Genomic DNA, 17,031 nt, shown 5'->3' on the forward strand with positions numbered 1-17,031 from the left:
GCCAGCAAACGTATGCCAGCCCCTGTCTTCGAGAAAAAGATTACGTGGACTTGATTGCCACGCGCAAAGTACTGTACCGTCCGGACGGTAATGTCAATATGTGGGTTGGCATCTCTCTTTAAAATTGGAAGCGCTAAGCATGACAGGGGACATACTCTCTACAAAAGACAAGATACTGCAGGCCGCGGCCGAAATTGCCAAGGAAGTCGGGCCGGTGCACCTTTCACTCGACGCTGTGGCGCGACGAGCGGGTCTTTCAAAGGGAGGATTGCTTTATACGTTTCCGACCAAGGCCAAACTGCTGGAGGCGCTTGTCGAACAGCATGTTGGCGAATTTGACGAATCGCTCCGCGAAGAAGAAGCGAAACGAAATCACGGCCCGGACAGTGTTGTGCAAGCCTGTATCGAAGTCTATCGCGCCGAGTTCGTCTGTAACGAGCCGGAACCGTCGGGGATTCTCGCGGCCATTGCCAATGATCCCGGTTTCCTCGACCCCATCCGGCGGTACAACAGGCAATTATGGCAGCGCATGAAGGAGAATTCGGAGGATCCAACCCTCGCGCTCATCGCCTACCTGACGATCGAAGGTCTTCGCAGCCTGAAACTCTTCGAGATGGACGTCCCAAGCAGGGATGAGCAGATTGAGGCGATCGACCGGTTGAGAAATCTTTTCGATCCAGTTGACCCGATCCCGATTACCGAACCGGTCGACGCCTGATTGGCGCTATGCGAACACCGGAATATCGCCTCGTGTCCAGGCAATCTGCGTTTCTTCCATGAAGGTGCTGTATCGCTGGGCTTCAATTGCGTCGCGGACGCCCTGCATCAACTGCTGGTAGTAGGAAAGATTATTCCAGGTCAAAAGCATTCCGCCCAGCGCCTCACCTGACTTGACGAGATGATGCAGGTAGGCGCGGCTGTAATCACGCGCTGCGGGGCACGGCGACTCCTCGTCCAATGGCCGCGGATCGTCGGCATGGCGGGCATTTCGCAGGTTGATCTTGCCGCGGCGTGTGAAAGCGAGACCGTGCCGCCCTGCCCGCGTCGGCATCACACAATCGAACATGTCGATGCCGCGCGCCACTGATTTCAGAATATCGTCTGGCGTACCAACACCCATCAGATAGCGCGGTTTTTCCTGCGGCAGCTCAGGACATGTGATGTCCAGCATCTCCAGCATCACGTGCTGCGGTTCGCCGACAGCCAGTCCACCAACCGCATAGCCCTTCAGGTCCATCGCCTTGAGAGCCTGTGCCGAGCGGACGCGCAGATCGGCCACGTCGCCGCCCTGCACGATACCGAACATGGCCTTGCCAGGCTGGACCCCGAACGCCGCCTTGCAGCGCTCGGCCCATCGCAGCGACAATTCCATCGCCCGTTGGATATCCTTCGGCGTTGATGGCAAAGCCACGCATTCGTCGAGCTGCATCTGGATATCGGAGTCCAGCAATCCCTGGATCTCGATCGAACGCTCGGGGCTCATTTCGTGGGCGCTTCCATCGATGTGCGAACGGAATGTAACGCCCTTTTCCGTCAATTTCCTTAGCTGCGCCAGGGACATAACCTGAAAGCCGCCGGAATCCGTCAGAATCGGACCCGGCCATCGCGCGAACTCATGCAGGCCACCCAATCTCGCCACGCGCTCCGCGCTCGGGCGCAACATCAGGTGATAGGTGTTTCCCAGAATGATATCGGCACCAAGCTCTCGCACCTGGTCCATATACATGGCCTTGACCGTACCGCCGGTCCCGACAGGCATGAAAGCCGGCGTCCGCACGGTGCCGCGCGGCATGGTGATTTGACCGCGACGCGCCTTGCCTTCGGTGGCGATCAGTTTGAATTCGAAGTTCTCTGTTGTCATGATGCGGATCGCCATAACAGGCTTGCATCGCCATAGGAATAGAAGCGGTAGTGATTTTTGATCGCATGAGCATAGGCGGCGTGCATCCGCTCGAACCCACTGAAGGCAGATACCAGCATGAACAGCGTTGAACGCGGCAGGTGAAAATTGGTCATCAACATATCGACCGCGCGGAATCTGTAGCCCGGTGTAATGAAAATATCCGTCGGCCCGGACCATGGCCGGATTGTGCCGTTTTCGTCCGTGGCGCTCTCAAGCAAGCGCAATGATGTCGTGCCTACACTGACGATGCGTCTGCCGCGGGCCCTTACCGCATTGAGGGCGTCCGCCGTGGCCTGATCCACTGTCCCGATCTCCGCATGCATCTTGTGGTCAACGGTATCGTCGGCCTTGACCGGCAGAAACGTTCCGGCACCCACATGCAAAGTGACGAAGTGTTCTTCCACACCGCGCCGTTTCAAATCTTCCAGCAGCTCAGCTGTAAAATGCAGTCCCGCCGTTGGAGCGGCCACCGCGCCTTCCTCCCTCGCATAAACGGTCTGGTAATCCTCGCGGTCGCGCGCATCATCAGCACGTTTCGAGGCAATATAGGGTGGCAACGGAATATGGCCGGCGGCGGCAATTGCCTGGTCGAGATCCGCGCCACTGAAGTCAAACACCAGCAGCGCCTCGCCCGCATCGCCTTTCTCGGCAACGGTCGCCAGCAGCGATCCGAGCAGGCAAGCATTGTTGCCATGGCCAAAGTCGATGCGCTCGCCTACCTTGACCCGTTTTGCCGGGCGCAAGAAGGCTTTCCAGCGGTCTGGCCCTGTCCGCATATGAAGCGTGGCGCCGATTTGCGCCTTTACGCCGTCGCGTTCACGAAACCCTTCCAGCTGTGCCGGTATCACCTTGGTATCATTGAAGACAAGTGCATCCCCCGGCTGGAGGAATTCAGAGAGATTTCTGACTTGGCTGTCTTCGAAACTGGAGGAATTCGCCCGGACAAGCAAAAGCCGCGCTGAATCGCGCGGCTCTGCAGGTCTCAATGCGATGTTTTCTTCCGGCAGGTCGAAATCGAAAAGATCAACACGCATCAATCAGGACGCTATTATTCGACGTCTGCTGCAACACGCATGGAAACAATCGAATCCGGATCCTGCACGGGCTCTCCGCGCTTGATCTTGTCGACGTTGCTCATCCCTTCGATGACCTGGCCCCATACCGTGTACTGGCGATTGAGGAAACCGGCATCATCGAAGCAGATGAAAAACTGCGAATTGGCCGAATTCGGATTCTGCGAACGCGCCATTGAACAGGCGCCGCGGCCGTGGTTGGCATTGGAAAATTCCGCCTTGAGGTCCGGCTTTTCCGAACCGCCCATGCCGGCGCGGGCCGGGTTGAACGATGTGCCGCCCTTCTTGCCGAACTTGACGTCGCCGGTCTGGGCCATGAAGCCGTCGATCACGCGATGGAACACGACGCCATCATAGGCGCCTTCGCGTGCGAGTTCCTTGATCCGGTTGACATGTTCAGGTGCGAGGTCCGGATAAAGTTCGATGACCACATCGCCCTTCGTGGTCTCAAGCAGGATCGTGTTTTCGGGGTCTTTGTAAGCCATTTTAGGCAATCTCCTTGTGTCTTATATTGCTGCAATTCCGGACGGAAAACCGCTTCGCGCTCTCCTGGAATTGCCCGATGATTATTTTCCGACAGTTACCTTGAGCATCTTGTCAGGATTGTCGACGGCACCATTGTCTGACTCCGAACCCTTCTTGATCTTGTCGACTACGTCCATGCCACTCGTCACCTTGCCGACGACAGTGTACTCGCCATTCAGCGAAGGATACTCGGTGAACATGATGAAGAACTGGGAGTTGGCAGAGTTGGGGTTCTGTGCCCGGGCCATGCCCACGACGCCGCGCACGAAAGGCTCCTTGGAAAACTCGGCCGGCAGGTCAGGTCGGGTTGAGCCTCCGGTGCCTGCAGCCTGCTGATTATAGCCTTTTTCGGTGTTGCCGTATTGGACATCACCGGTCTGTGCCATGAAGCCGGGGATAACCCGGTGGAATACGACATTGTCGTAGGCGCCTTCCTTGGCCAGCGCCTTGATCTGTTCGACGTGCTTTGGTGCAATATCCGGAAGCAGCTCGATCTTGACGTCGCCATCCTTGAGCTTGATCGTCATCGTGTTCGCATCATCGGCGAAGGACGGGCTTAGCGTGGCCAATGAAAGAGAGGAAACGGCAGCAACAACGAGCGCTGTGCGGAAAAAGGACATGAAAATCTCCAGGATCAGGATTTGAATTTCGTCTCAAGCGCGTCCGCGACAAGAGCAGGAACAAAATGCCGGACGTCGCCGCCCATGGCGGCAATCTGGCGAACCAATGTGGCAGTAATCGTGCGGACCGAAGGATCGGCAGGCAGAAACACTGTCTGCAATTCCGGCGCCATCTTTCCGTTCATGCCTGCCATTTGCATCTCGTAGTCGAGATCCGTACCGTCTCGCAATCCGCGAACCATCAGTGATGCACCGCATTTGCGCGCGGCGTCGATCAGCAAACCATCGAAGGCAATCACGTCGAGCCGAACACTATCCTTGCCGAAAACCTCGGCCGCTACGCGCTTGATCAGATCAACCCGCTCTTCGAATGAAAACAACGGTGCCTTGCCAGGATGGATACCAATGGCGACGAACACCTTGTCCGCAAGCCGGAGCGAGCCCTGCAAGACGTCAATATGGCCATTGGTGATCGGATCGAATGATCCGGCATAGATCGCGATTGTCATGCGGTTTCCTAGCCTTTTTGCCCGCCCCTTTCAATGCCCGCAATCGATCAGATGAGCGGCAGATGAACGGCGGATGAACAACCCTATCAGCAAGCATTCAGCCCCGCTCAACTAGACGTGAAACTATGGAATGAAACCATTTCGAAGTTGGCACGTTGCTAACCATGAAAGAGCGCAAGATCGAAGGGACAGATTTATGTTTATTCTTCTGAGCATTGCCATGATGGTTGCGATGATAGTTTCGGCGATTATCATGATTTTGGAAGAGAACAAAAAGCGGGAAGCTCCGTTAAGAACTTCCCGCTTTGGCGTATATCATCATCGCCGCGACCTCTGATCGCGTGATCCTGTCCCTTTAGATCTCTCCGGCTCCGTCCGTGGTATCAGCGGCGGTAGCTTCAGTCTCCACGGATGCTGCCGCCTCGACATCGTCGCTTTCGGTTTCGGAAATCCGTTCAACGGAGACAACCTTCTCACCGTCAGCCGTATTGAAAATGGTGACACCCTTCGTCGAGCGACCGGCAATGCGAATGCCGTTTACCGGTACGCGGATGAGCTGGCCACCGTCCGACACGAGAAGGATCTGGTCAGAATCCTCGACTGGGAACAAGGAGACGAGCTTGCCGATTTCGTCGGTTTTCGACGTATCAGTTGCGCGAATACCCTTGCCGCCGCGTCCCGAGACGCGGAATTCGTAGGATGACGAACGCTTCCCATAGCCGTATTCACTGACCGTGAGAACCGTCTGCTCGCGATCGCGCAACTCTGCGTAACGCTCCGGCGAAAGATCGGTGACATCGGTTGCCTCCTCGCCAACCAGAGCGATTTCCTCCACATCGTCCGCACCCTGGGCACGTCGTTCGGCGGCCACCTGCTTGAGGTAGGCCGAACGCTCTGCAGGGCTCGCCTCCACATGACCAAGGATGGACATGGAGATGATCTTGTCGCCAGGCGCGAGGTTGATGCCGCGCACGCCGATCGAATTGCGGCCGGCGAAGACGCGTACGTCCGTCACGGGGAAGCGGATGCACTGACCGCCCGCGGCCGTCAGCAGGACATCGTCGAACTCATCGCACGTATCGACGCTGAGGATTTCATCACCCTCCTCCTCCAGCTTCATCGCAATCTTGCCGTTACGGTTGACCTGAATGAAGTCGGACAGCTTGTTGCGCCGGACGGTGCCGCGCGTGGTGGCAAACATCACGTCGAGGTTGGCCCAGCTCGCCTCGTCTTCCGGCAACGGCATGATCGTGGTGATGCGTTCACCCTGTTCGAGCGGCAGCATGTTGATCAGCGCCTTGCCGCGCGATTGCGGCGTGCCGATCGGCAGACGCCAGACCTTTTCCTTGTACACGATACCGCGCGAGGAGAAGAACAGCACCGGCGTGTGCGTGTTGGCCACAAACAACCGCGTGACAGAGTCCTCATCCTTCATCGTCACGCCTGAGCGGCCCTTGCCGCCGCGGCGCTGGGCCCGATAAGTCGCCAGCGGTACGCGCTTGATATACCCGGCGTGGCTGACGGTGACGACCATGTCTTCGCGGGCGATGAGGTCTTCATCATCCATATCAGCGCCGCCATCGGTGAGCTCCGTGCGGCGCGGCGTGCCGAATTCATCGCGAATGGCAACCAACTCGTCCTTGACGATGCCCATGATCCGCAGGCGCGACGCGAGGATTTCAAGGTAGTCCTTGATCTCGACGCCGATCTTATTGAGCTCATCGGCAATTTCATCGCGGCCAAGGGCAGTCAGGCGCTGCAGGCGCAGATCGAGAATAGCACGCGCCTGCTCTTCCGAGAGGTTGTAGGTGTTGTCGTCATTGAGCGTATGGCGCGGATCGGCGATCAGCGTGATCAGGGGTGCTACGTCATTGGCTGGCCAGCGGCGTTCCATCAACTGGTCGCGCGCTGTTGCCGGATCTGGCGCGCGCCGGATCAATGCGATGATCTCGTCAATATTGGCGACCGCGATGGCCAGACCAACCAAAACATGCGCACGATCACGCGCCTTGCGAAGCAGGAATTTGGTGCGCCGGCTGACCACTTCCTCGCGGAAACTGACAAAGGCCCGCAATATATCGAGAAGATTGAGGAGGCCCGGCTTGCCGCCGTTCAACGCAACCATGTTGGCGCCAAAGGACGACTGCAAGGGCGTAAAGCGATAAAGCTGGTTGACGATAACGTCTGCCACCGCATCACGCTTCAGTTCGACGACGACGCGATAACCGTCACGGTCGGATTCATCGCGAATGTCCGAAATCCCCTCGATGCGCTTTTCACGCACGAGGTCGGCCATCTTCTCGATCATCGTCGCCTTGTTGACCTGATAGGGCACCTCGGTGATGATGATCGCTTCCCGATCGCCCCTCATGCTCTCTATCGCAACCTTACCGCGCATCAGGATCGAGCCGCGACCGGTGCTATAGGCCGAATAGATACCGGACCGGCCAAGCACGATGCCACCGGTAGGGAAATCCGGACCGGGGATGATCTCCATCAGTTCCGGCAACTCGATGGCCGGGTTGTCGATCAGTGCGATACAGCCGTTGATGACCTCTGCAAGATTATGTGGTGGCACGTTCGTGGCCATGCCGACCGCGATGCCGCCCGAACCGTTGACGAGCAGATTGGGGAAGCGCGCGGGCAGAACCACAGGCTCCTGCTCGCGGCCGTCATAATTGTCCTGGAAATCGACTGTTTCCTTGTCGATATCCTCGAGCAGAGACTCCGACACCTTTTCAAGACGGCATTCCGTGTACCGCATGGCCGCGGGGGAGTCGCCGTCGATGGATCCGAAGTTACCCTGGCCGTCGACGAGTGGATTGCGGAGTGACCAGTCCTGCGCCATGCGGACGAGCGCATCATAGATCGACGCGTCGCCATGGGGATGGAACTTACCCATCACCTCACCGACGACACCCGCCGACTTGCGATACGACCGGTTCCACGACAGGCCCATTTCGTTCATCGCATGCAGGATACGCCGGTGCACGGGCTTCAGGCCATCGCGGACATCGGGCAGTGCACGACTGACGATGACGCTCATCGCATAGTCGAGATAGGAGCGCTGCATTTCCTCGATAATGGAAATCGGCTCGATGCCGGAATTCGGTCCGGATTTATCGTCTTCGGGGCCGGAAGGTGGGGTTAGGTCAGACACGAGACACTCATCTTTCGTATAGAATCAATCTTTGATCTTATAGCGGCTTTCGAATTGAAAAGCCAATAAACGGAGGCATAATGCACAGATGAAAACCCTTTAATATCAATTAGATAAAATAGATTTTCTCATGCAGTGAAAAACTTGGGCTCAGAATTCCATGTTTCTCGACGTTGGAAAGCGAATCCGATAGGTTGCTGAGGCTGTAAACGGTAGGTTGGCCGAGCTTTAAACAGAAAAGAAAAGCAAAATCGTGGCGTATTCCGATACCCTTCTCAATGCGCTCGTGACCCTCATGGTGACGATCGACCCACCAGGTCTGGCGCCGCTGTTTCTGGCGCTGACGCGCGGCATGAATCGCAGGGAGCGCAGTCAGGTTGGCCTGCGCGCAAGCCTCATCGCTTTCATCGTGCTGACGGTGTTCGCGATCGCCGGGGCACAAATCCTGGCACTCTTCGGCATAACGCTGGGCGCATTTCGCATTGCAGGCGGTCTGTTGCTGTTCTGGATCGCCTTCGAAATGATTTTCGAGCGACGCAACGAACGCAAGGAAAAAAGCGCTGAGGTTGCGATAACCAAGGATCATATCCGTAACATTGCAGCGTTCCCGCTCGCCATTCCACTGATCGCAGGCCCTGGTGCAATATCGGCCACCATTCTCCTTGCAGGCACGCTGTCGGACGCGACATCGCGCTTGGCACTCATTGTCATCATCCTGATTTGTATCGCAGCATCCTACGTCGTCTTCCTGCTTGCCGAGCGTGTCGACCGCTTCCTCGGAGAAACCGGACGCTCGATCCTGACCCGCCTGCTCGGCGTTATCCTTGCTGCCCTCGCTGTCCAGTTCGTGGCGGATGGCATCCGGACCCTCATCATCAGCTGACAAGCGGAAAGCAGGTCCTGACGCTACAGCGCCGCGTCTGCCGTTGTGCTTTCGGCGGCAGTGCTGAACAGCAGCGTGATTGGCCTTCCAGCGATGGCGCCGCCGAAATCATCTGTGATTGGCAGCGGCAGGTTCTGGTAGAGTGCTTCCAGCACCGAAGCCACGAACGCCCGCTTGAGAGGCATGTCCTGACCGAGCTTGGCGTAGCTAGCGCGCGGATTTCCGATCATGCTGCCGTCACGACGCAGGGCAAAGCGTAGGGTAATCTCAAGATTCTCTGTCCCCGGCGGAGGCTTCCAACAGGAATAGAGTACCGGCCCAAGCTCGAACACCGAGGCAATCGGCTCACGGCTCCCACACGGCCGTTCTCCTGCCCCGGCGGACACCACCGGATACAATAGAACAAGCGCAACCGCGAAAGCGCGAAATCTGCCCAAAATCACCCCCACAGGGATTGATCCCTCCACGTCAGATTCGCTACCCAATTGCCTGAATAAGCAAGTCACTCTTAAGGTGTATCAGGGTCAGGATCCAACTTCCTCGGCTGCATCTTTTTGGGTGATCAGACGTGCGCTGCGGGCGCCGGTTATCGATATCCATAGCCAGCTCAGCGCCACGGCCAACCGATTGCGCAACCCGATCAGAAAATAAATATGCGCCAGGCCCCACAGCCACCATGCGATATAGCCTTTGAGTTTGATCCAGCCGAAATCCGTCACCGCCGCCCGCTTCCCGATCGTCGCCAGATCACCCGCGTGCTGGTAGGTGAACGGTCGTATCGCCAGATCGCCGGCAAGCCTTGCCTTGATCGTCTTCGCGACATGCACGCCCTGCTGCTTTGCTGCCGGTGCAATGCCGGGCACCATGCCCCTGCCCGCGTCGGCAACCGTCGCCGTGTCCCCGATCACGAAGATCTCCGGATGGTCCGGCGCCGTCAAGTCAGCATTGACGATCACGCGTCCGGCGCGATCAGCCGGTGCATTCAGCCATTTGGCCGCCGGCGACGCCTGCACGCCAGCCGCCCAGATGATGGTTTTGGCCCGCAGCGACTTGCCGCCAAACTCGACGCCGTCCGCGTGGCATTCTGTGACCGGGTTGCCGAGATGGACCGTTACGCCAAGCTTCTCGAGCGCTTGCTTCGCATAGGCGGACATGTCCTCCTTGAACGCCGACAAGACCCGCGGACCGCCCTCGATCAGCACAACGCGCGCGGTCGCCGGATCGATTACCCGGAAATCGCCCTTGAGTGTATCACGGGCCAGATCGGCAATCGTCCCTGCAATCTCGACGCCGGTTGGGCCGCCGCCGATAATGACAAATGTAAGATATTCTGCCCGTCGGGCCGGATCCGGTTCGCGTTCGGCCTTTTCAAAGGCGGTAAGAATACGCCGCCGGATCGTCGTCGCATCCTCGAGGGTCTTCAGACCGGGAGCGTAGGGTTCCCAGTCGTCATGGCCGAAATAGGCGTGGCGCGCGCCTGTCGCCAGCACCAGCGTATCGTAGGCAATCGCTTCCCCGTCTGCCGTCAACACCGTGCGGGCAGCCGTGTCGACTCCCTCGACCGTGCCCAGCAAAGTTTCGACATTCTTGTATTTGCGCAGGAGATGCCTGATCGGCCAGGCAATTTCGGAGGTCGCCAGAGTCGAAGTCGCGACCTGATAGAGCAAAGGCTGGAAAAGATGGTGGTTGCGCTGATCGATCAGCGTGATCGAGATGTCCGTATGGCGAAGATTATTGACGGTTTCCAATCCGCCGAAGCCTCCACCCACGATGACCAAACGATGCGGCGGCTGTGCTGGCGTCTGGATCGTCATGGCTTGGCTCCGGTGCGCGATATGCGCCAACGTCTATCAGACGATACCGGCTGCGACAATCTTACGGTCAATCTGCCCGGCCCCCGTCAGCTCCGCCCAGCGCCCCGGGGTCATACCGAAGGCCTTCTTGAATTGCCGGTTGAGATGGCTCTGATCGGCAAAGCCCGTTGCAGCGGCGATTTCCGCCAATGGCTCGCCCGCCTTGATCATGTTGCGGGCATGTTGCAGGCGGCGCATGAGCAGAAACCGGTGCGGACTTGTCGCATAGAGTGCCCTGAAGCTTCTTGACAATGCGTAACGATCAAGGCCACTTACCGCCTCAAGCTCATCTGATTTGACAAGACGCAGCGCATTTTCTTCGAGATAGTCGCGTGCCAATTCGGCCTGCCTCACTGCCAGCGCTCGGGGTGGCTTGACGGCGTGCCTTGAATGCCGGGCCAAGGCCTGTGTCAGGCGGGATACGACATCGTCAACCAGCAACTCGTCCAGTTCCGCATCCAGATTGCCGAGCGCCGCTGCCAGCACCCCTATCAGGGTCTGATCGGCAATTACAGGATCGGCAACGAATGGCAGCGAACCGGCGCGGCTTCCCAGGGCACGCATGATAAGCGCCGGCTCAAGATAAAGCATGCGATAGCGCAGCCCGACATCGGTGCCGGCGCCGCCATCGTGCACCTCATCCGGGTGAAGCACGATGATATTTCCGGGCATGCTAAATCGCCGTTCGCCTCGATACCAGAACGTCTGGACGCCCTGAAGGGTCACTCCGATCGCATAGGTATCATGCCGGTGGAGATCATAGCCGTCCCCTGCGAAGCGTGCCTCTATTCTCTCCAACCCGGGATTGGAAGGTGCAGCCATGATCGTATCTTGCGTGGACAGCGCGCACGAACGTCCAAGACTGCGTGCAGACTCATCCCCTAGAACGTCCGGCATAGGTTCAACTCTTCATGACCATCGGAGAATTATATCGATGTTCGATACCAAAATTGCAATCGTACTGCGAAACGACCTGCCTTCCTGGCAGGCGCTGAATGTGACCGCGTTTCTGACCAGCGGTATCGTCGCTCAACACCCCGAGGTGATCGGCGAGCCTTACCGCGACCGTGCTGGAAACGTCTACAACCCGCTCTCCATTCAACCGGTGATCATTCTGGCAGCGGATCAGGCAACCTTATCAACCATCCATCGCCGTTCGCTAGAGCGGGATATCAAGACCTGTCTCTATATAGAAGAGATGTTCGCAACCGGCCATGACGCGGCCAACCGCGCCGTGTTTGCAGAGTTTGCGCCGGACGACGCCAGGGTCGTCGGCATGGCGATGCGGGCGGATAAAAAGCTGGTCGACAAGATCACCAAGGGCGCGAAAATGCATCCGTAACGGGCAACTTCTTACTGACACGCGCTTAGCGCGGCTACGTCCGCCGACACAATCTTCTCCAGATTGCGACTGATCTTGTCGATCGGCCAGTCCCACCAGGCTACCGCCTCCAGTTCGCGTACGACATGCGGTTCGAAACGGCTCTTGATCGGCCTGGCGGGATTGCCGCCGGCTATCATGTAGGATGGGATGTCGGCGGTGACGACCGACCGCGAAGAAATGACAGCGCCGTTGCCGATCTTCACGCCCGGCATAATCAGCGCCTCATAGCCGATCCATACGTCATTGCCGATGATCGTGTCGCCCTTATAGGGCAGATCGCCCGGTTTGGGCATGACCTTTTCCCAGCCATTGCCAAAGATTTGAAATGGATAGGTCGATATTCCGGAGAGCTTGTGGTTCGCACCGTTCATGATGAAGCGGACTCCCCTGGCAAGGGCACAAAACTTCCCAATGACGAGTTTGTCTCCAATGAAAGGGAAGTGATAGAGTACATTTCGTTCAAAATCCTCTGAATCTTCCGGATCATCGTAGTAGGTATAGTCGCCGACAATGATGTTGGGATTGGTGACCGTGTTCTTGATGAAACACACCTGCGGATACCCTTGCATGGGGTGTTTGTTGTCAGGACTGGGTCCGTTCATGGTCACTCCGGATTGCCGTCGGCATTATGGCCCATCGTAAGGTGGTGCATGGCAAAATCTTGGCCACGCCAACCACACCCCGTTTTTCACAGCAGCTGCCACCCGCGCGCCATCAACAGGACGACGAGATAACGCATGGTTTTAGCGATTGTCACGAGGATCAGAAAACTGGGCAAGGGCTCGCGCAGGACACCGGCAACGACCGTCAGCGGATCTCCGATGACCGGAGCCCAGCTTAACAAAAGCGTCCACCTGCCGTAGCGATGGTACCAGGAAGCAGCACGGTCGATTTGTGTAGGGCTCGCGGGAAACCAGCGCCGGCCGCGAAACCTGTCGATGGCGCGGCCAAGCAGCCAGTTGACCACCGAACCAAGCACATTGCCGACACTGGCCACCGCGATCAGCGCCGTTGTGGAGTAGGAATTGCTGAGGAGGAGCCCGGCAAGCGCCGCTTCAGACTGCATCGGGAGCACGGTCGCCGCAGCAAAGGCAAGTGCAAAAAGGCCGGCATAAACGCCCAGATCACTGATCATGACTGGGCGCTGGGTTCGTTCATTTTATGTCTGGTGCACCCAAGTCTCAGAATGGGATCTCGTCGTCGAGATCGCGTGAGAAGTTTCCGCCTGCACTGGAGGAACTGCTTGATGATGCGCTGGAGCGGCCGAAATCCGAACCGTAATCATTGTCGGATACCTGTCCGCGGCCGGAATTGTTGTCGAATGAACGGCCACCGCCTGCATTTTCGCCGCGTGAATCGAGCATTTGCAATTCACCACGGAACTTCTGCAGCACGACTTCCGTCGTATAGCGGTCATTGCCGGTCTGATCCTGCCATTTGCGCGTCTGCAGCGCTCCTTCCAGATAGACCTTCATGCCCTTCTTCAGGTACTGCTCGGCGACCTTGGCCAGGTTGTCGTTGAAAATGACGACGCTATGCCACTCGGTCTTTTCCTTGCGCTCGCCGCTGTTCTTGTCGCGCCAGCTTTCCGAGGTCGCAATGCGAAGGTTGACGACCGGGTCTCCTGAACCCAGACGCCGGATTTCCGGGTCAGCGCCAAGATTTCCTACCAAAATGACCTTGTTGACACTGCCTGCCATGATCCTAACTCCGTAACGTCTGCTTTTAAAATTTGCGCCATCATACAGAAGCCGCATTCAAGACGGGCAATTCATTCCCGCTATCCACAATATACAATCACCGTACAGTCCCCGGTCACGCTCATCGGCAGCCCTGCAATATCCTCCTGCCAGATTTGTCAGGAGACTTGCGCTGCCCAGGACGCAACAACAAACAACCGGGGCTGGGCTTTTTGACAGCCAATGCTCAAACAGCGCAGCTTTGACATGCTGCCAACACCATGTCAGGAGTACATCCGCATTTTGTTCTTTTTTTGTTCTATCACTTGCCCTAACAATGTCAACATGGCTATGGTGATTCCAACAGGGTTTGACCTCGTAAAAGAGAAGATGCTTTCTACATATAGCTAAGCCTCTCGATGAGGGCATCACTCCTTCCAAACAGCGCGCCCTCTCAAAGGCAAATACACATGAGCGACCAGAAGTACATTTCCATTCGCGGCGCACGCGAACATAATCTGAAGAACATTGACCTCGATCTGCCGCGCGACAAGCTGATTGTCATGACCGGCCTCTCAGGCTCCGGCAAATCGTCACTGGCGTTCGATACGATCTACGCCGAGGGACAGCGGCGTTATGTCGAGAGCCTGTCCGCTTATGCGCGCCAGTTTCTCGAGATGATGCAGAAACCGGATGTCGACCAGATCGACGGCCTGTCGCCTGCGATTTCCATTGAGCAGAAGACAACCAGCCGCAATCCCCGGTCGACTGTTGGTACCGTTACAGAGATCTATGACTATCTGCGCCTGCTCTATGCGCGCGTCGGTATCCCCTATTCACCGGCAACCGGGCTCCCGATCGAAAGCCAGACTGTCAGCCAGATGGTCGACCGTGTGCTTGCACTGGAAGAAGGTACCCGTCTTTTCCTGCTCGCGCCGATTGTGCGCGGCCGCAAGGGCGAATATCGCAAGGAACTTGCGGACCTGCAGAAGCGCGGCTTCCAGCGCGTCAAGGTCGACGGCACATTCTACGAGATTGCCGACGTCCCGGCGCTGGACAAGAAGTACAAGCACGACATCGATGTGGTCGTTGACCGCATCGTGGTGCGTTCCGACATATCCGCGCGTCTGGCGGACAGCCTCGAAACTGCCTTGAAGCTAGCGGACGGGATCGCCGTCGCGGAATTTGCCGACAAACCGCTGCCGGCCGATGAAACAGCCAGCGAATCCGCCAACAAGTCCAAGAATGACACGCATGAGCGCGTGATGTTCTCGGAGAAGTTCGCCTGCCCGGTTTCCGGTTTCACCATCTCTGAAATCGAGCCGCGGCTATTCTCCTTCAACAATCCCTTCGGTGCCTGCCCGACCTGCGACGGCCTCGGTACTCAAAAGGCCATCGACCCGACGATGATCGTGCCTGACGAAAGCCTGACCTTGAAGAACGGCGCCATAGCGCCCTGGGCGAAGTCCAGTTCGCCCTACTACAACCAGACGCTGGACGCGCTGGGTGCTGCTTACGGATTCAAGCTTGGCGACCGTTGGCGTGACCTTGGCGAAGATGCCCGGCAAGCTGTTCTCTACGGAACCGGGAGCCGCGAAATACAATTTGCCTATGATGACGGTCTGCGTTCCTACCGCACGACGAAGCCTTTCGAAGGTGTCATCCCCAATCTGGAACGCCGCTGGAAGGAAACCGATTCTGCCTGGTCGCGCGAGGAGATCGAGCGATTCATGTCGGGCACGCCCTGCCCTGCCTGCAATGGCTACCGGCTTAAGCCGGAAGCGCTGGCGGTGAAGATTGGCGGCCTCCACATCGGCCAGATCACGGAGAAATCCATCCGTCATGCAGACGCCTGGTTTCGCGAGATCGACAAGACGTTCAACGAGAAGCAAACCGAGATTGCCGCCCGCATTCTCAAGGAAATCCGCGAGCGCCTGCGCTTCCTGAACGATGTGGGGCTCGACTACCTGGCCCTGTCACGCAATTCCGGGACATTGTCCGGCGGCGAGAGCCAGCGTATCCGCCTTGCCTCGCAGATCGGCTCGGGCCTGACCGGCGTGCTTTATGTGCTCGACGAGCCATCCATCGGCCTGCATCAGCGCGATAACGAGCAATTGCTCAAGACGCTTCGCCATCTGCGCGATCTCGGCAATACCGTGATCGTCGTCGAACACGACGAGGATGCGATCCTCACGGCGGATTACGTCGTCGATATCGGCCCGGCAGCCGGCATCCACGGCGGCGAGATCATCGCACAGGGCAGTCCGGCCGATATCATGGCGAGCCCCAAATCGCTGACCGGCAAATATTTGTCCGGACAGATTGAAGTCGCCATTCCGCCCGAGCGGCGCAAGACGACCAAGAAACGCATCAAGATTGTTGGTGCGCGTGGGAACAACCTGAAGAATGTTTCCGCGGAGATTCCTCTCGGTACGTTCACTGCTGTCACCGGTGTTTCCGGCGGCGGCAAGTCTACATTCCTTATCGAGACCCTGTTCAAGGCAGCGTCGCGTCGCATCATGGGTTCGCGCGAACATCCGGCGGATCATGACCGCATCGAAGGGCTGGAGTTCCTGGACAAGGTCATCGATATCGACCAGTCACCAATCGGACGCACGCCACGCTCGAACCCGGCAACCTATACGGGTGCCTTCACGCCGATCCGCGACTGGTTTGCCGGACTTCCCGAGGCAAAGGCACGAGGCTATCAACCGGGCCGCTTCTCCTTCAACGTCAAGGGCGGACGCTGCGAAGCGTGCCAGGGCGACGGCGTCATCAAGATCGAGATGCACTTCTTGCCCGACGTCTACGTCACGTGTGACGTCTGCCATGGCAAGCGCTACAACCGTGAGACCCTTGAAGTGCTGTTCAAGGGCAAGTCGATCGCCGATGTGCTCGACATGACCGTTGAGGAAGGTGCCGAATTCTTCGCTGCCGTCCCCGCCGTGCGTGACAAGCTGCAAACGCTGGCCAAGGTCGGGCTCGGCTATATCCATGTCGGCCAACAGGCCAACACCCTGTCCGGCGGCGAGGCGCAGCGCATCAAGCTCGCCAAGGAACTGTCGCGCAAAGCCACAGGCCGGACACTGTATATCCTGGACGAACCGACCACGGGCCTGCATTTCCACGATGTGGCGAAGTTGCTTGAGGTACTGCATGAGCTAGTCGACCAGGGCAACACAGTCGTGGTCATCGAGCATAATCTCGAAGTCATCAAGACTGCCGACTGGGTTATCGACCTCGGGCCGCAAGGCGGCGATGGTGGCGGCGAGATCGTGGCCGTCGGAAGACCGGAAGATATTGTCGAGGTCGACCGTTCCTATACGGGCCACTTCCTGAAGGAACTGCTGCGCCGGCGTCCCGGACACAAGGCGCAAGCTGCGGCAGAATGAGCGAAAAGCCCGCCCCGAGGCGGGTTTTTCGATAATGGAGGGAGGAAATC

General features: G+C 57.9%; 17 protein-coding genes. 5 read left to right on the forward strand and 12 right to left on the reverse strand.

Annotated features, from left to right (window positions below):
- Positions 1–139 precede the first annotated feature (139 nt).
- The gene (locus K9U38_RS09135; RefSeq protein WP_224494028.1) at positions 140–718 is read left to right on the forward strand and encodes a TetR/AcrR family transcriptional regulator; all 579 of its coding nucleotides are present in this window, start codon (positions 140–142) and stop codon (positions 716–718) included.
- 6 nt (positions 719–724) lie between these two features.
- On the opposite strand, the gene tgt is transcribed toward K9U38_RS09135, so the two are convergent.
- From tgt to coaD, 5 genes are all read right to left on the reverse strand, one after another.
- The gene (tgt, locus tag K9U38_RS09140; protein WP_224494029.1) at positions 725–1,861 is read right to left on the reverse strand and encodes a tRNA guanosine(34) transglycosylase Tgt; all 1,137 of its coding nucleotides are present in this window, start codon (positions 1,859–1,861) and stop codon (positions 725–727) included.
- Positions 1,858–2,937 carry a tRNA preQ1(34) S-adenosylmethionine ribosyltransferase-isomerase QueA gene (gene queA, locus K9U38_RS09145; RefSeq protein ID WP_224494030.1) on the reverse strand — a complete coding sequence of 360 codons (1,080 nt, stop codon included), beginning with the start codon at positions 2,935–2,937 and terminating at the stop codon, positions 1,858–1,860. The genes tgt and queA overlap by 4 nt, the downstream gene beginning before the upstream one ends.
- A gap of 14 nt (positions 2,938–2,951) precedes the next feature.
- Positions 2,952–3,461, reverse strand: a complete 510-nt coding sequence (locus tag K9U38_RS09150; protein ID WP_224494031.1) for a peptidylprolyl isomerase — start codon at positions 3,459–3,461, stop codon at positions 2,952–2,954.
- An 81-nt stretch (positions 3,462–3,542) separates the two neighbouring features.
- Positions 3,543–4,121 (reverse strand): peptidylprolyl isomerase, encoded by a 579-nt coding sequence (locus K9U38_RS09155; protein WP_224494032.1) that lies wholly within the window; start codon positions 4,119–4,121, stop codon positions 3,543–3,545.
- A gap of 14 nt (positions 4,122–4,135) precedes the next feature.
- Positions 4,136–4,630: a pantetheine-phosphate adenylyltransferase gene (gene coaD, locus K9U38_RS09160; protein WP_224494033.1), complete on the reverse strand. Its 495-nt coding sequence runs from the start codon at positions 4,628–4,630 to the stop codon at positions 4,136–4,138.
- Between the two features lie 196 nt (positions 4,631–4,826).
- On the opposite strand from coaD, the gene K9U38_RS09165 reads away from it, so the two are divergent.
- Positions 4,827–4,967, forward strand: coding sequence for a hypothetical protein (locus K9U38_RS09165; protein WP_224494034.1), 141 nt, complete (start codon positions 4,827–4,829; stop codon positions 4,965–4,967).
- Between the two features lie 18 nt (positions 4,968–4,985).
- On the opposite strand, the gene gyrA is transcribed toward K9U38_RS09165, so the two are convergent.
- The gene (gyrA, locus tag K9U38_RS09170) at positions 4,986–7,703 is read right to left on the reverse strand and encodes a DNA gyrase subunit A (RefSeq protein ID WP_370631878.1); all 2,718 of its coding nucleotides are present in this window, start codon (positions 7,701–7,703) and stop codon (positions 4,986–4,988) included.
- A 382-nt stretch (positions 7,704–8,085) separates the two neighbouring features.
- Between gyrA and K9U38_RS09175 the strand changes: the two genes are divergently transcribed.
- Positions 8,086–8,673: a MarC family protein gene (locus K9U38_RS09175; protein ID WP_370631879.1), complete on the forward strand. Its 588-nt coding sequence runs from the start codon at positions 8,086–8,088 to the stop codon at positions 8,671–8,673.
- A gap of 23 nt (positions 8,674–8,696) precedes the next feature.
- Here the strand turns inward: K9U38_RS09175 and K9U38_RS09180 are convergent, their stop codons facing one another.
- The 3 genes from K9U38_RS09180 to K9U38_RS09190 form a co-directional block, all read right to left on the reverse strand.
- Positions 8,697–9,110, reverse strand: a complete 414-nt coding sequence (locus tag K9U38_RS09180; RefSeq protein ID WP_224494037.1) for a UCP034077 family protein — start codon at positions 9,108–9,110, stop codon at positions 8,697–8,699.
- A gap of 87 nt (positions 9,111–9,197) precedes the next feature.
- Positions 9,198–10,487: an NAD(P)/FAD-dependent oxidoreductase gene (locus K9U38_RS09185; protein ID WP_224494038.1), complete on the reverse strand. Its 1,290-nt coding sequence runs from the start codon at positions 10,485–10,487 to the stop codon at positions 9,198–9,200.
- A gap of 36 nt (positions 10,488–10,523) precedes the next feature.
- The gene (locus K9U38_RS09190; protein ID WP_224494039.1) at positions 10,524–11,423 is read right to left on the reverse strand and encodes an AraC family transcriptional regulator; all 900 of its coding nucleotides are present in this window, start codon (positions 11,421–11,423) and stop codon (positions 10,524–10,526) included.
- A gap of 37 nt (positions 11,424–11,460) precedes the next feature.
- Here K9U38_RS09190 and K9U38_RS09195 point away from each other — a divergent pair, with 37 nt between their 5' ends.
- The gene (locus K9U38_RS09195; protein WP_224494040.1) at positions 11,461–11,868 is read left to right on the forward strand and encodes a DUF2000 family protein; all 408 of its coding nucleotides are present in this window, start codon (positions 11,461–11,463) and stop codon (positions 11,866–11,868) included.
- Between the two features lie 11 nt (positions 11,869–11,879).
- On the opposite strand, the gene K9U38_RS09200 is transcribed toward K9U38_RS09195, so the two are convergent.
- From K9U38_RS09200 to K9U38_RS09210, 3 genes are all read right to left on the reverse strand, one after another.
- Complete coding sequence (locus K9U38_RS09200; protein ID WP_224494041.1) at positions 11,880–12,512, reverse strand: Vat family streptogramin A O-acetyltransferase; 633 nt, start codon at positions 12,510–12,512, stop codon at positions 11,880–11,882.
- Positions 12,513–12,598: 86 nt separating this feature from the next.
- Positions 12,599–13,042, reverse strand: a complete 444-nt coding sequence (locus K9U38_RS09205; protein WP_224494095.1) for a YqaA family protein — start codon at positions 13,040–13,042, stop codon at positions 12,599–12,601.
- Between the two features lie 49 nt (positions 13,043–13,091).
- Positions 13,092–13,610 carry a single-stranded DNA-binding protein gene (locus K9U38_RS09210; protein ID WP_255607076.1) on the reverse strand — a complete coding sequence of 173 codons (519 nt, stop codon included), beginning with the start codon at positions 13,608–13,610 and terminating at the stop codon, positions 13,092–13,094.
- Positions 13,611–14,059: 449 nt separating this feature from the next.
- Between K9U38_RS09210 and uvrA the strand changes: the two genes are divergently transcribed.
- On the forward strand, positions 14,060–16,981 hold the full coding sequence (uvrA, locus tag K9U38_RS09215) for an excinuclease ABC subunit UvrA (protein WP_224494042.1): 2,922 nt from the start codon (positions 14,060–14,062) through the stop codon (positions 16,979–16,981).
- The last annotated feature ends 50 nt before the right edge of the window (positions 16,982–17,031 follow it).

The organism is Phyllobacterium lublinensis, from assembly GCF_020164435.1.
GTDB lineage: Bacteria > Pseudomonadota > Alphaproteobacteria > Rhizobiales > Rhizobiaceae > Phyllobacterium > Phyllobacterium lublinensis.